Annotated in this window: 12 protein-coding genes, 1 tRNA gene and 2 pseudogenes; 8 read left to right on the top strand and 7 right to left on the bottom strand. The window is 73.2% G+C overall.

The annotated features are described in order from the left end of the window. The first annotated feature begins 2 nt into the window (after positions 1 to 2). Both BLS43_RS26085 and BLS43_RS26080 read left to right on the top strand, forming a co-directional pair. Complete coding sequence (locus BLS43_RS26085) at positions 3 to 950, top strand: GlxA family transcriptional regulator (protein WP_245707827.1); 948 nt, start codon at positions 3 to 5, stop codon at positions 948 to 950. A 17-nt stretch (positions 951 to 967) separates the two neighbouring features. Next, a complete protein-coding gene (locus tag BLS43_RS26080; protein ID WP_093089352.1) occupies positions 968 to 2248 on the top strand; it encodes an aspartate aminotransferase family protein in 1281 nt (426 codons plus the stop codon). Between the two features lie 37 nt (positions 2249 to 2285). Here BLS43_RS26080 and BLS43_RS26075 read toward each other — a convergent pair whose 3' ends face one another. Together BLS43_RS26075 and BLS43_RS26070 are read right to left on the bottom strand one after the other, a co-directional pair. Beyond that, positions 2286 to 2996: an AAA family ATPase gene (locus tag BLS43_RS26075; protein ID WP_281245872.1), complete on the bottom strand. Its 711-nt coding sequence runs from the start codon at positions 2994 to 2996 to the stop codon at positions 2286 to 2288. A gap of 35 nt (positions 2997 to 3031) precedes the next feature. Next, complete coding sequence (locus BLS43_RS26070; RefSeq protein WP_093089350.1) at positions 3032 to 3217, bottom strand: hypothetical protein; 186 nt, start codon at positions 3215 to 3217, stop codon at positions 3032 to 3034. Positions 3218 to 3369: 152 nt separating this feature from the next. On the opposite strand from BLS43_RS26070, the gene BLS43_RS26065 reads away from it, so the two are divergent. From BLS43_RS26065 to BLS43_RS26055, 3 genes are all read left to right on the top strand, one after another. After that, positions 3370 to 3442: transfer RNA gene (locus BLS43_RS26065), tRNA-Asn, on the top strand. Positions 3443 to 3554: 112 nt separating this feature from the next. Next, complete coding sequence (locus BLS43_RS26060; protein ID WP_245707843.1) at positions 3555 to 4790, top strand: DUF1800 domain-containing protein; 1236 nt, start codon at positions 3555 to 3557, stop codon at positions 4788 to 4790. After that, positions 4787 to 5977: a DUF1501 domain-containing protein gene (locus tag BLS43_RS26055; protein WP_093089348.1), complete on the top strand. Its 1191-nt coding sequence runs from the start codon at positions 4787 to 4789 to the stop codon at positions 5975 to 5977. Before BLS43_RS26060 ends, BLS43_RS26055 begins: the two co-directional genes overlap by 4 nt. A gap of 38 nt (positions 5978 to 6015) precedes the next feature. On the opposite strand, the gene BLS43_RS26050 is transcribed toward BLS43_RS26055, so the two are convergent. The 5 genes and pseudogenes from BLS43_RS26050 to BLS43_RS26030 all read right to left on the bottom strand — a co-directional run bounded on the left by BLS43_RS26050 (position 6016) and on the right by BLS43_RS26030 (position 8488). Next, positions 6016 to 6513 (bottom strand): TetR/AcrR family transcriptional regulator C-terminal domain-containing protein, encoded by a 498-nt coding sequence (locus tag BLS43_RS26050; RefSeq protein WP_176921554.1) that lies wholly within the window; start codon positions 6511 to 6513, stop codon positions 6016 to 6018. Positions 6514 to 6557: 44 nt separating this feature from the next. Next, positions 6558 to 6860 (bottom strand): annotated as a pseudogene (locus BLS43_RS26045) (FAD-dependent oxidoreductase); the annotation flags it as partial. An 80-nt stretch (positions 6861 to 6940) separates the two neighbouring features. Next, positions 6941 to 7332: pseudogene (locus tag BLS43_RS32185) on the bottom strand (acyl-CoA-like ligand-binding transcription factor). Positions 7333 to 7379: 47 nt separating this feature from the next. Further along, positions 7380 to 7874, bottom strand: coding sequence for a helix-turn-helix domain-containing protein (locus tag BLS43_RS31905; protein ID WP_342741205.1), 495 nt, complete (start codon positions 7872 to 7874; stop codon positions 7380 to 7382). Between the two features lie 122 nt (positions 7875 to 7996). After that, positions 7997 to 8488 (bottom strand): Hsp20/alpha crystallin family protein, encoded by a 492-nt coding sequence (locus BLS43_RS26030; protein ID WP_093089345.1) that lies wholly within the window; start codon positions 8486 to 8488, stop codon positions 7997 to 7999. Positions 8489 to 9200: 712 nt separating this feature from the next. Here BLS43_RS26030 and BLS43_RS26025 point away from each other — a divergent pair. The 3 genes from BLS43_RS26025 to BLS43_RS26015 all read left to right on the top strand — a co-directional run bounded on the left by BLS43_RS26025 (position 9201) and on the right by BLS43_RS26015 (position 12427). Then, the gene (locus BLS43_RS26025) at positions 9201 to 10817 is read left to right on the top strand and encodes a peptide chain release factor 3 (protein WP_425438575.1); all 1617 of its coding nucleotides are present in this window, start codon (positions 9201 to 9203) and stop codon (positions 10815 to 10817) included. Then, complete coding sequence (locus BLS43_RS26020) at positions 10814 to 12091, top strand: D-arabinono-1,4-lactone oxidase (protein ID WP_176921553.1); 1278 nt, start codon at positions 10814 to 10816, stop codon at positions 12089 to 12091. Before BLS43_RS26025 ends, BLS43_RS26020 begins: the two co-directional genes overlap by 4 nt. A 69-nt stretch (positions 12092 to 12160) precedes the next feature. Next, positions 12161 to 12427, top strand: a complete 267-nt coding sequence (locus BLS43_RS26015) for a hypothetical protein (protein WP_143030231.1) — start codon at positions 12161 to 12163, stop codon at positions 12425 to 12427. The last annotated feature ends 108 nt before the right edge of the window (positions 12428 to 12535 follow it).

Raw genomic sequence — 12535 nt, 5'->3', positions numbered from 1 at the left:
CCATGACCCACCGCGTGGCCGTCTTCGTGCGCGACGGCGCCCTTCCCATGGAGATCGGCATCGTCCACCGCATCTTCGGGCAGGCGGGACCCGGCCTCTACGAGGTGCTGACCTGCACCGTCACCCCCGGCCCGGTCCGCACCGACGCGGACTTCTCGATCAACGTCGAGCACGGCCCCGAGCTCCTGGAGACCGCGGACACGGTCGTGGTCCCCGCCTCGAAGCCGGACGACGAGGCGCGCCCGATGACCCCGGAGATCGCCGCGGCGTTGGCGCGCATCCGACCCGGGGTCCGCATCGCCTCGGTCTGCACCGGCGCCTTCACCCTCGCCGCCGCCGGTCTGCTCGACGGGCGCCGCGCCACCACGCACTGGCGCTCCGCCGACCGCTTCCGCGCGCTGTTCCCGCAGGTCCTGCTCGATCCGGACGTCCTCTACACCGAGGACGGCGGGATCCTGACGTCTGCGGGCGTGGCGTCCGGCATCGATCTCTGCCTGCACATGGTCCGCTCCGACCACGGGGCCGCCGTGGCCAACGAGGTGGCCCGCGGCACCGTCGTCCCGCCCCACCGCGACGGCGGCCAGGCCCAGTTCGTCCGACGTCCGGTGCCCGAGCCCGCCGTCTCCTCGACCGGGCGGGCGCGGGAGTGGGCCCTGGCCAACCTGCACCGCCCCGTGTCGCTGCGCGAGCTCGCGGCCCGGGAGTCGACCAGCACCCGCACCTTCACCCGCCGCTTCCGCGACGAGATGGGCACGTCGCCGGGGCGCTGGCTCTCCCGCCAGCGCATCGAGCGGGCGCGGGCCCTGCTGGAGGAGACCGATCTCCCCGTGGACGACGTCGCGGAGCGCGCGGGGTTCGGCACCGCCGCGTCCCTGCGGCTGCACCTGCAGACCGAGCTGGGGGTCTCGCCCACCGCCTACCGGCGGACCTTCCGGGCCGAGCGGGTCTGAGCCTACTGTCGGGGGACATGGGCGACCTCACCGATCACCTGGTCCACTTCTCCGGCCGCGGGCAGTTCAGCCCGGACGTCATCGCGCGCGCCGCGGGCAGCATCGTGGTGACCGAGGACGGGCGTGAGCTGCTGGACTTCACCTCCGGCCAGATGAGCGCGATCCTCGGCCACTCCCACCCGGAGATCGTCGAGACGGTGCGGGAGCAGGTCGGCACGCTCGACCACCTCTACAGCGGCATGCTGAGCCGCCCGGTCCTCGACCTGGCCCGCAGGCTCACCGAGACCGTGCCCGCGCCCCTGGACAAGGCGATGTTCCTGTCCACGGGCGCCGAGGCGAACGAGGCCGCGCTGCGGATGGCCAAGCTCGTCACGGGTGGGCACGAGGTGGTGTCCTTCGCCCGTTCCTGGCACGGGATGACCGGCGGCGCGGCGGGCGCGACCTACAGCGCGGGACGCGTCGGCTACGGGCCGGGCGCGCCGGGCAACTTCGCGCTGCCGGTGCCGGACGCCTTCCGCCCGCCGCTGACCGACGCCGACGGGAACCTGGACTGGCGCCGCCAGCTCGACCTCGGCTTCGACCTGATCGACGCCCAGTCCGTCGGCGGTCTCGCGGCCTGCCTCGTCGAGCCGATCCTGAGCTCCGGCGGCGTCGTGGACCTGCCGCCCGGATATCTCGCCGCGCTGCGGGACGAGTGCCACGAGCGCGGCATGCTGCTGATCCTCGACGAGGCGCAGACCGGCCTGTGCCGCACGGGGGACTGGTACGCCTTCGAGCGCGACGGCGTGGTCCCGGACATCCTGACCCTGTCCAAGACCCTGGGCGCGGGGCTCCCGCTGTCCGCTGTGCTGACCAGCGCGGACATCGAGGAGCGTGCCCACGAGCGTGGCTTCCTGTTCCTCACCACCCACGGCAACGACCCGCTGGTCGCCGCCGTCGGCCTCACCGTCCTGGACGTCCTCGTTCGCGACCGACTGGACCTGCGCGCCCGCGAGCTCGGCGCCCGGCTGCGGGCGGGTCTCGACGAGCTCGCCACCCGGCACCCGGTGATCGGGGACGTCCGCGGCCGCGGCCTGCTCGTCGGACTCGAACTGGTCCCGTCCGGGGCCTGGGAGGACGCGGACGCGCTCGGTGCCGCCGTCACCCGCCGCTGCGCGGAGCTGGGCCTGCACATGAACATCGTCCAGCTGCCGGGGATGGGCGGCACCTTCCGCATCGCGCCGCCGCTGACCGCGAGCGAGGCCGAGATCGACCGCGGGGTGGCGCTCCTCGACCAGGCGCTCGCCGACACGGTCTGATCGACGTCCGGGACGCCGGGCGGGTCGACGGGCGCCTTCAGAGGAGGTGGCGCAGGGTCGCCGCCGGATCGGCGAGGAACTCGCGGGTGGCCCGGACCGGCAGGCAGTCGTCGTAGGCGACGGTGTGCAGCCCGCCGTCGGCGTCGATCTGCAGGATCCGGGCGCCGGGCAGCGCCGGGAGGATCGGGCTGTGCGTGGCGATCAGGAACTGCGAGCCGCCCCGGGTGAGCTGATCGATGCGGGTGAGCGCGGCCAGCTGGCCCTGCGGCGACAACGCGGCCTCCGGCTCGTCGAGCAGGTAGAGGCCGTTCGGGCGGAAGCGGTGGGTGAGCAGGTCGAGGAACGACTGGCCGTGGGAGCGCTCGTGGAGGGAGACCCCGCCGTACGGCGCCAGCTCCAGTTCGCGGGCCTCGATCTCCGAGGCGACGTTGTAGAAGGTCTCGGCGCGCAGGAAGAAGCTCGACCGCTCCCTGCCGGGGGCGCGGGAGACGGTCAACGCTCCGCCCAGCTCCGACTCGGTCGACCGGGTCGTGAACCGGAAGTGGCGTGAGCCGCCCTCGGGGTTCAGCCCGGCCGCGACGGCGAGCGCCTCGATCAGCGTGGACTTCCCGGACCCGTTCTCACCCACCAGGAACGTCACCCCGGGCCCGAACTCCAGCCGGCGTCCGCGCAGGGCGGCGACGACCGGGAGGCTGAACGGGTAGCGGGCCCAGTCGGCGACCTCGTCGTCGACCGCGACACGGCGCAGGAAGATCCCCGCGCCGCGCGGGGGTCGCGGGGCTCTCAGCGCTCCTGGCGCGGGCCGCTGAGGACCTCCTCCACGCGCGCCCGCACCACGCCGGCCGCGCCCTGCACCGCGGGGTGGTCGGCCACCCGCTGATAGGTGCGGTGCAACTGCTCGTAACGCTCGTGGCCGGCCTTCGTGCCCAGCACGTAGCCGATCGCGGCACCCAGCAGGAACTTGAGCATGGCGGCCCTCCGGTTCGACGTCTCACCCATCCTGCCGCAGCCACCCCCACCGGCGCCGCGCGCGGGCGGGGAGGGGGCCCCGAAAGGGGTCCGCGGCGGTGTTGTACTGTTCCTCTCGCCGGTTGAGCGGGGCACCGCCACCGGCCGAGCGGTCCTCCGTAGCTCAATTGGCAGAGCATGCGACTGTTAATCGCAGGGTTACTGGTTCGAGTCCAGTCGGAGGAGCTTCTTCCCAGGTCAGCGGCACATGGACCGGCCCACGTACGCGGATTTCACCGGCGCGGGTGACCATCGACTCGTGAGTCGGATTCCGGAGCCTGAGCGTGTTCGCCGGTTGGTGGAGCGTTTCGCCTTCGGTGCGGTGGCGTCGGACGCTCCCGGCGCCCCCGTCTGCCCTGACGCGGTGGGTGCGGCGTTGTTGGCCCAGCAGCCCGGTGGGGTGGAGCCGCCGGATCTGGGTGCGCCGCCGGCGGTGGATGCGAAGGACCCGGCGGTGAAGGCCGCGGCGGAGAAGGCGTTGTCGGCGCAGAACTCGCTGGCGGTGCGCTGGTGGGTGGATCGGATGGTGTCGAGCCCCACTCCGTTGGTGGAGAAGGTGACGTGGTTCTGGCACGGGCATTTCGCCACCGGAGCGGGGATGGTGCGCAGCGCGGGGCTGATGGTGGCCCAGAACCAGACGTTGCGGGCGCTGGGGCTGGGTGGTTTCGAGCCGTTGGCGCAGGCCATGGTGGTCGATCCGGCGATGGTGGTGTGGTTGAACGGCAACCAGAACCGTGCGGGCGCGCCGAACGAGAACCTGGGGCGCGAGCTGATGGAGCTGTTCGTGCTGGGCGTGGGCAACTACACCGAGCCGGACGTCAAGGAGGCGGCTCGGGCGCTGACCGGGTGGACGGTGGACAGGGACCGGATGCGCGCGGTGGTGGACCCGAAGCGGTTCGACGCCGGCCCGAAGACGGTGCTGGGTGCTCCGGTTTCGGACGCGCACTCGCTGGTCGCGATGGTGGTGGCTCGGCCGGAGTCCGCGCGGTTCGTGGTGGCGCGGGTGTGGGCGCGGTTCGTCTCGGACACCCCGCCGCCGCCGGACGTGGTGGAGCGGCTGGTGGCGGCCTTCGGGGCCGGACGGGACGTCCGGGCGCTGCTGGGCGCGGTGGTCGCCGAGCCGTTGTTCGCCGATCCCGGCTCGCAGCTGGTGAAGCAGCCGGTCGAGTGGGCGGTGGGGCTGATGCGGGCGGTCGGGGTGCGCCCGGCCGAGCTGGCGGACAAGGACTGGGCCGGGGTGCAGGACGCGTTGGGACGGTTGGGGCAGGTGCCGTTCCAGCCGCCCAGTGTCGGGGGTTGGCCGGTGGGGCAGGCGTGGCTCACCACGGGGGCGGCGTTGGCGCGGTTGAGTCTGGCTCAGGTCGTGGCGAGGAACGTCGGTGAGCCGCCGCGCACGATCGAGGAGGCGGGCGCGATGCTCGGCGTCGCTGCGTGGTCGCCGCGGACGAGGGCGGCACTCGACCACGTCCGTACGGACCCGCGGGCGCTGCTGGCCGTGGCGGCGACGTCGCCGGAGTATGTGGTGAGCCGATGAGGGATCTGACACGCAGGCGGTTCCTGCAGTTCAGCGGGGTGACCGCGGCGGCGGTGCTCGCGGCGGGCGGGACGGCGGTGGGTGTCGACCGGTTGTTGTCCGCGCCGCCGTCGGGGGACTCCGTGCTGGTGCTGGTCACCCTCTACGGCGGCAACGACGGGTTGAACACCCTGATCCCGGCGCAGGACCGGGCGTATCAGGACGGCAGGCCGGAGCTGGCGTACGCCCCCGAGCAGGTCCTGGCCCTCGGTGAGGGTCTCGGGCTCAACCCGGGCCTGCGGCGGCTGCACGGCTTGTGGGAGCAGCAGCGGCTGACGGTGGTGCGCGGGGTCGGGTACCCGCGGCCGGACCACTCGCACTTCCGGTCGATGGCGATCTGGCAGACGGCGTCACCGGACACGTCCGTGCGGACCGGGTGGCTCGGGCGGTGGCTCGACCACGCCCACACCGAGCACGGTGCCGACCCGTTGCGGGCGGTCAGTCTCGAGCCCACGCTCCCGCCGTTCCTGGCCGGGGAGCGGACCGCGGGGGCCACGATCCGCCCGGAGGGGCTCGCCCTGCCGCAGAAGTCGCTGGCCGAGGCCTATCGGGGGCTGGGTGTGGCGGACGGGGGTGACTCGCCGCTGCAGGCGCGGGCGGCGGAGTCGGTGACGGAGCTGTTCACCGTGGCGCAGGCGGTGAACGGGGCGCTGACCCCGGGGACGCCGAACACCCTCGCCGCTCAGCTCGGCGCGGTCGCCGCGCTGGTGCGCGCGGGTGCGCCGCCGCGGGTCTACTCGGCGTCACTGGGGGGTTTCGACACCCATGCCGACGAGCGCGGCACGCAGGAGCGGTTGCTCGGCGAGCTCGACGCGGCCCTGGGTGGGTTCGTCGACGCGCTCGCGGGGGTGTCGCGCCGGGTGGTCACCGTCGTCTACTCGGAGTTCGGGAGGCGTGTCCGGGCGAACGCGGGGCAGGGGACCGACCACGGGACCGCGGCGCCGGTGTTCGTCCTGGGGGAGCGGGTGCGCTCGGGGTTCCTGGGGGAACAGCCCTCGCTCGAGGACCTCGACGACGGCGACCTCAAGTACACGGTGGACTTTCGGGACGTCTACGCCTCGGTGCTCGAGGACGTGCTGGGAGCGGACGTGGAACCGGTGCTGGGGACCTGGAAGGGACGAGCGGGGTTCGAGACGACCACTCCGTGACAGTGCCGCCGGTGGGCGGTGCGCGCCAACGCTCCGGCCTACCGCGGCCGGACCTCGTCAGCACCCTCCCGGTCGCCCCGCAGTGCCGCGGTGACACCGTCGAGCACGCGGGCGAGGCCGAACTCGAAGAGGTCCTCGCCGTCGTCTGACGGCGCTCTGCTCAGGACCCGGGTGAGCAGTGGGAGGTCGCGTCCGGAGGCCTCGATGTCCGCGACGGCCGGGGCGCGGTCGGCCGTGGGGGTCGCCGCGCCCCGGACGTAGCCGTTCACGAGGTGCAGGATCCGCAGGGCGGTGGGCAGGGTCGCGCCCGAGCCGACGATCAGGGCCGACGCCGTCTCGGCCCACGTGCATTCGGCGGGGCCCATCCGCCGCGGGCCGGTGACCAGCGGGAGCGTCCAGGGGTGGGCCTGCAAGACCGCGCGGTTGGCCCGGGTCCACGTGGCGAGCCCGTCCGGCACGGAGGTTCCGACGAGGCCCGGCGGTGCCCCGATCGCGTCGTCGAGCATCAGGTCGACCAGGGCGTCCTTGTGTGGCACGTGCCGGTAGAGCGACATCGGTGCGGCCCCCCGCTCGCGCCGGGCGGGGCATGGTGGATCGGGTTGTCCACCAGCAGGCTCAGGTCGAGGGGGAGCGCGCCGAACACGTAGGCGCCGCTCGGCTCCGGCGGCTCCGAACCGCCGCGGAGACGCTCGTGCAGGCCCCGCCGATCGAGCATCCGCACCACCTGGCCGACCAGCCCGTTCGCTCTCGGCTCGGTGCTGATCGTCGGCAGGCGGTCCAGCACGATCGGCCGGACCCCGGCCAGGCTCAACTCGCAGGCCACCATGAGTCCGTTCGGTCCCGCACCGGCGATCACGACATCGGCAACGGCATCCGTGGTCATTCGAACGTCCTCCTGTGCCCGGGGAAGGGCATGACCGGTCGATCCCGTCCTCGCGGCGGGGCTCGAACCTCGTGGAATTCCTACGGTGTGCTCGGTGCAGGCAGCCCGGCCGCGAGCTGCGCGAACGCGTCACGCAGTAGCGTCGCCATCGGGATGGGCGGGTTCGCGCGGATCCAGTGGTCGGAGGCGACGGTGATCGCTCCACCGACTGCTGCGGCGACGAGGTGCGGGTACACGTCGGTCTCGACATCGGTTCCGTGCGTTCGGCGATCGCCGCGGCCAGTTCGGCCTGTGCCGCCACGGTGGCCTTCAGGTACTCGCCCTGCAGAGTCGGTTCGGTGAGCATGAGCCGGACACCGTCGGCCCACCGCCGCCCGGGTGGTTGATCGCCCTCGTCCTCCTGCCCCGGTGCGGACCGGGCCAGGACCGCCTCGGTGATCGCTTCCCACAGCGACTCGCCTGCGGGCCGCACGCGCAGTTCGTCGCTGATCTGCAACGCGCGGTCGAGGTGCCTGGCGGCTATCGCCTCGGCCTTGTTGGAGAAGTAGTCGCGACTGGTCCGCGCCCGGCGCCACGGGCCACGTCGGATGCCTCGCCCAGGTCGCGGATGCGGTCGTCGAGCTCGTCGATCCGGGCGCGGGCGGCGGCGAGTTCGTCGGTGCGGGTGCGGAGGTCCGCGCGGGCGGTGTCCAGCTCGGCGACGGCGTGGTCGCGGGCGTCGTCCGCGCGCCGGCGGGCCTGGTCGGTGTCGTCCAGGCGGTGTTCGAGATCCATGATCGCCTGTGCCGAGACGAGGGTGTGTCCGGCGTCGAGGAGCCTGCGCAGCCGCGCGGCGACCCGGAGCTGGCGTCGGGAGTAGCGGCGGTGTCCGCCGCCGGTGCGATGGGGCTGCAGGACCCCGGTCGTGTCGAGGCTGCGCAGGAAGGCAGGCTGGACGTCGAGGAGCTCCGCGGCCTGTCCCATGGAGACGGCCGGGTAGTCCTCGTCGTCCAGCCTGCCGAGGTCGTCGGTCAAGGGTTATCGGTCTCCGCTGTGGTCATCGTCTGTCGTCATCGTCCTCCCGCGGGGTCGTGGAAACCGGGGGTCGTCGGCCTTCCGGCGCCGGTCGCGGCCGGTCGGCCGGTGCGCCGGAAGGCTCAGGGGCCGGCCGCGGTCAGTCCGGACCGTTCCGGCTGCCCGCTCGAGTCGTCGGGGGAGGCGTCCGCGGGCCCCGGATGCAGGGCGGTCCGGTCGCCGGCGTGGCTGATCTCGATCTTGCGCGGCTTGGCCCGGGCGGCGACCGGGATGGTGATCGCGAGGACGCCGTCCCGGTAGGTCGCGGTGAGTCGGTCGCCGTCGAGGTCGCGCCCCAGCATGAGGCGCCTGCTGAACGAGCCCCGCGGTCGTTCGCGGGTCAGCCAGTCCCCGCCCTCGTGCGGGGTGCTGCGCTCGGCGCGCACGGTCAGCGCGTTGCCCTCGACGGTGACGTCGATGGAGCCCGGGTCGACGCCGGGGAGGTCGAAGGTCGCGACGAAGTGGTCGTCGAGGCGCTGGATGTCCATCGGCATCCCGGTGGGCATGCCGGTCTGTCCCGCCACCTTGTCCAACAGCCGGACGGCGTCGGCGAACGGCTCGTAGTTCAGCAGCATCGTGATCTCTCCTTCCGTGGTGCTGCCTTCCGGAGGGGGCATGAGAATTTGTAGCGCGCACTGGAGGTTTGCGCAAGCCTCGACTGAGAGAATTTCTGTCGGGCGGTGTGGAAGTCGGATGCGCGCTCAGCCCTGGGCGCCTGGTGATCGTCCGGCGCGGTGCCCACCAGGCGCTGGCGGTCCGCGCTCGCCCGGGTGCCGGCCCGCCTCGGCGACCTGGACACCGCGCGCGTCGTCCACGGCTCAGCTCGCGGTCGGCGGAGCGGTTCCTGTTCTCTCGCTTCGACATCCGGGAGTGGACCTGCCCGACGTGGGCGGGACCGGGCGGTGCGCTCCCCAGGCACCGCCCGGCCCCTCGCGGGACCCGGACGCGTCCGGCTCGTGGTTTCGGGTGGTCGCAGACATCGTGGGAGGGCCGTCGATCGGCGGTCCGGCGACGGCGTGAAGAATAAGCACGCGCAGGTGTCGTCCGCGTTCGGCCGAACGGGTCCTCTTCCTGCACGTCGCGGGCGCCAGGGTCCTTGGTCCCGGGTGTGTCCCGGATCCGCCCGGCCCGAGTGCGGTCGTCCGGCCGGATCGGGGTGCGGCAACCGTGCCTAGCGTTCGGATCCGTGCACGGTCCGGTCGACCGTCGGGGCGGGGTTCCGACGGCGCGCGCACCGGGACGGCGCCCGCATCGCCCCCCGCCGGGCGTCGTCCCGGCCCCGTTACCCTGGACGCCGTGGTGGAACAGGGTGGCAACCCCGATGGGGCACGGGTCCTGGCGGAGGCCGGGCGCAGGCGGTCGTTCGCCGTCATCTCCCATCCCGACGCGGGCAAGTCGACCCTCACCGAGGCGCTCGCGCTGCACGCCGAGGTGATCGACTCGGCCGGTGCGGTGCACGGGAAGTCGGGCCGCAAGGGCGTCACGTCCGACTGGATGGAGATGGAGCGCCAGCGCGGCATCTCCGTGTCGTCCGCGGTGCTGCAGTTCGAGTACGGCGGCGCCGTGATCAACCTGCTGGACACCCCCGGTCACGGGGACTTCTCCGAGGACACCTACCGCGTGCTCGCCGCGGTGGACGCCGCCGTGATGCTGCTCGACGCCGCGAAGGGCCTCGAGCCGCAGACCCTCAAGCTGTTCGACGTCTGCCGCTCGCGCAAGATCCCCGTGATCACGTTCGTGAACAAGTGGGACCGCCCGGGCCGGGAGGCCCTGGAGCTGCTCGACGAGGTGGAGCAGACCATCGGGCTGCGTCCGATGCCGCTGACCTGGCCGCTCGGCATCGCCGGCGCGCTGAAGGGCCTGATCGAGGTCGAGACCGGCGAGTACACGAAGTTCACCCGGGCCGCGGGCGGTGCCACCCGGGCCACGGCCGAGGTCGTCCCCGCCGAGGTCGCCGCCGCGGACGAGCCGGAGTTCTGGCAGACCGCGCAGGACGAGATCGCGCTGCTCGAGGAGATCGGCGCGACCTTCGACGAGAAGGACTTCCTCGCGGGCAGCGCCACCCCGGTGCTGTTCGGGGCCGCGCTGTCCAACATCGGCGTCGCCCGGCTGCTGGACGCGCTGGTCGCGCTCGCCCCGCCGCCCGGCGAGCGGGAGGACGCGGAGGGCCGCCCCCGCGAGCTCGACGCCCCGCTGTCCGGCCTGATCTTCAAGGTGCAGGCGGGCATGGACAAGGCGCACCGCGACCGGATGGCCTTCCTGCGCATCAACTCCGGGCGCTTCGAGCGCGGCATGGTGCTCACCCACGCCGCCACCGGCAAGCCGTTCGCCACCAAGTACGCGCAGTCGGTCTTCGGCAACCAGCGCACCACCGTCGAGGAGGCCTTCCCCGGCGACATCGTGGGCCTGGTGAACGCCAACGCGCTGCGGCCGGGGGACACCCTCTACGCCGCGCGGCCGGTGGAGTACCCGGCGATCCCCAGCTTCGCCCCGGAGCACTTCTCCGTCGCGCGCTGCGCCGATGCGGGCAAGACCAAGCAGTTCCGGCGCGGCATCGAGCAGCTCGACGGCGAGGGCGTCATCCAGGTGCTGCGCTCGGACCGTCGGGGGGACCAGGCTCCGGTGCTGGCCGCCGTCGGCCCCCTGCAGTTCGACGTCGTGGCGGCCCGGATGGAGTCGGAGTTCAACGCGCCGATCCGCCTGGAGGGCCTGCCCTACCAGATCGCCCGGGTGACGAACGAGGCAGGCGAGGCCGCGCTGTCGAGCCAGTCCGAGTGCGAGGTGTTGACCCGCAGCGACGGTCTGAAGCTGGCGGTGTTCAGCAACAAGTGGCGGATGGACGTGGTGATCCGCAAGTTCCCGGACGTGCCCTTCGAGCCGCTGCTGGCGGGCACGGTGCAGTGAGCTGGTCCAACTGGGCGGGCAACCAGCGCACCACCCCGGTGCGCACGGTGCTCGCCCGGTCCGCCGCGGAGGTCGCGGCCGCCGTGGTCCGGGCCGCCGACGAGGGGCACCGGGTGAGCGCGCTCGGCTCCGGGCACTCGTTCAGCGGGATCGGCGTGCCGGACGGCGTGGCCGTGCGGCCGCCGTCGGGTCCCGGGATCGTCGTCGAGGGCGACGTGGCGCACGTGCCCGCGGGCATGACCCTGCGCACGCTGAACGACCTGCTCTGGGAGCACGGCCGCGCCCTGCCCAACCTCGGTGACATCGACGCCCAGACGATCTCCGGCGCGCTCGCCACCGGCACCCACGGCACCGGGGCCGGGTACCGGGGGATCGCCGCGCAGGTCCGCGGGTTCGAGATCGTCCTGGCCGACGGCTCCGTGGTGCGGGCGGACGGGGACCTGCTGCGGCTCGGCCGGATCGGGCTGGGCGCGCTGGGGGTCGTGACGAGCGTGACCCTGGAGACCGTCCCCGCCTTCGCGCTGCGCGCCCGGGAGCGGCTCGTCCCGCTGGAGCAGGCCCTGGAGCTGGCGGCGCTCGACGCGGACCACGCCGAGTTCTACTGGTTCCCGCACACCGAGCACGCGGTCCTGAAGTCCCACACCCGCACCGCATCATGGAGCCACAATGTCGATATCGGGGCGCGAAAACGGCGTTATGGATCCTTAATGCGGGACGAGGTGCTGGGGAACGGCGGGTTCGCGCTCGTGTGCGCGCTCGGTGATCGCGTGCCCGCGCTCGTGCCCCGGCTGAACCGGGTCTCGTCGCGGCTGATGCCTGCGGGGGAGTACACCGACCGCTCGTACCGCGTGTTCTGCTCGCCGCGGCGCGTGCGGTTCGTGGAGATGGAGTACGCCGTGCCGCTCTCCGCACTGGGCGCGGCGTTCGCCGGGCTGCGGTCGGCGGCCGAGCGGCACGCGCGGGCCGTCACGGTGCCGGTCGAGGTCCGGCTCACCGCCGCGGACGACGTGCCGCTGTCGATGGCGTACGGGCGGGAGTCCGCCTACCTGGCCGTCCACGTGCACGCGGGGCGGCCGTACGAGGCCTACTTCGCGGCCGTCGAACAGGTGATGACCGGGCTCGACGGGCGGCCGCACTGGGGCAAGGTGCACACCCGCACGGCCACCGACCTGCGCACCGTGCACCCGTGTCTCGACGAGTTCAGGGCGCTGCGGCAGCGCCTCGATCCGGGCGGTCTGTTCCGCAACCCGCATCGCGAGCGGGTGCTCGGATAGCCGGGGAGATCCCCGTCTCACACTGAGATTCTCCTTGTTTCGTAGGCTCGCCGCGGGGCACCATTAGACATGGCTAACGCAGGACCGGTAGCTCGGGAGTTCCGCACCCAGACGCTGGCCTGCCTCGTGGTGCCGAGGCGGACCCGCGTGGTCCCCCGCCCCCTGAACGTCCGGCTGGTCGCCGTCGGCGCCGCCCTGATGGTCCTGCTGGCGGTCGCCACGATCGTCGCCGTCACGCTCGGGGCGCCGCCCGCGGTCTTCCTGCCCCTCGCGGCTCTCGCCCTGCTCGTCCGCCCGGCGATGGTGCTGCACCACCGGCGGAGTCGTCAGAACTGACGATGCGCCGGGGGAGGGTTCCCCGGACGACCCGCCGACGTCACGCTCCGTCCTGTTAGGAGACGTGAACGTCATGTGTCGGCAACCCGTTCGGGTGTTCGGCTCCGC

Source organism: Pseudonocardia oroxyli, from assembly GCF_900102195.1.
Classification (GTDB): Bacteria; Actinomycetota; Actinomycetes; order Mycobacteriales; family Pseudonocardiaceae; genus Pseudonocardia; species Pseudonocardia oroxyli.
The sequence above is the reverse complement of the archived record's forward strand: the minus strand, read 5'-3'. Positions and strand labels throughout refer to the sequence as shown.

Excerpts from the sequence above, each read along its gene's own strand:
- BLS43_RS26085 (WP_245707827.1), top strand. The coding sequence starts at position 3 with ATGACCCACCGCGTGGCCGTCTTCGTGCGCGACGGCGCCCTTCCCATG.
- BLS43_RS26080 (WP_093089352.1), top strand. The coding sequence starts at position 968 with ATGGGCGACCTCACCGATCACCTGGTCCACTTCTCCGGCCGCGGGCAG.
- BLS43_RS26030 (WP_093089345.1), bottom strand. The coding sequence starts at position 8,488 with ATGCTGCTGAACTACGAGCCGTTCGCCGACGCCGTCCGGCTGTTGGAC.
- BLS43_RS26070 (WP_093089350.1), bottom strand. The coding sequence starts at position 3,217 with ATGCTCAAGTTCCTGCTGGGTGCCGCGATCGGCTACGTGCTGGGCACG.
- BLS43_RS26015 (WP_143030231.1), top strand. The coding sequence starts at position 12,161 with ATGGCTAACGCAGGACCGGTAGCTCGGGAGTTCCGCACCCAGACGCTG.
- BLS43_RS26055 (WP_093089348.1), top strand. The coding sequence starts at position 4,787 with ATGAGGGATCTGACACGCAGGCGGTTCCTGCAGTTCAGCGGGGTGACC.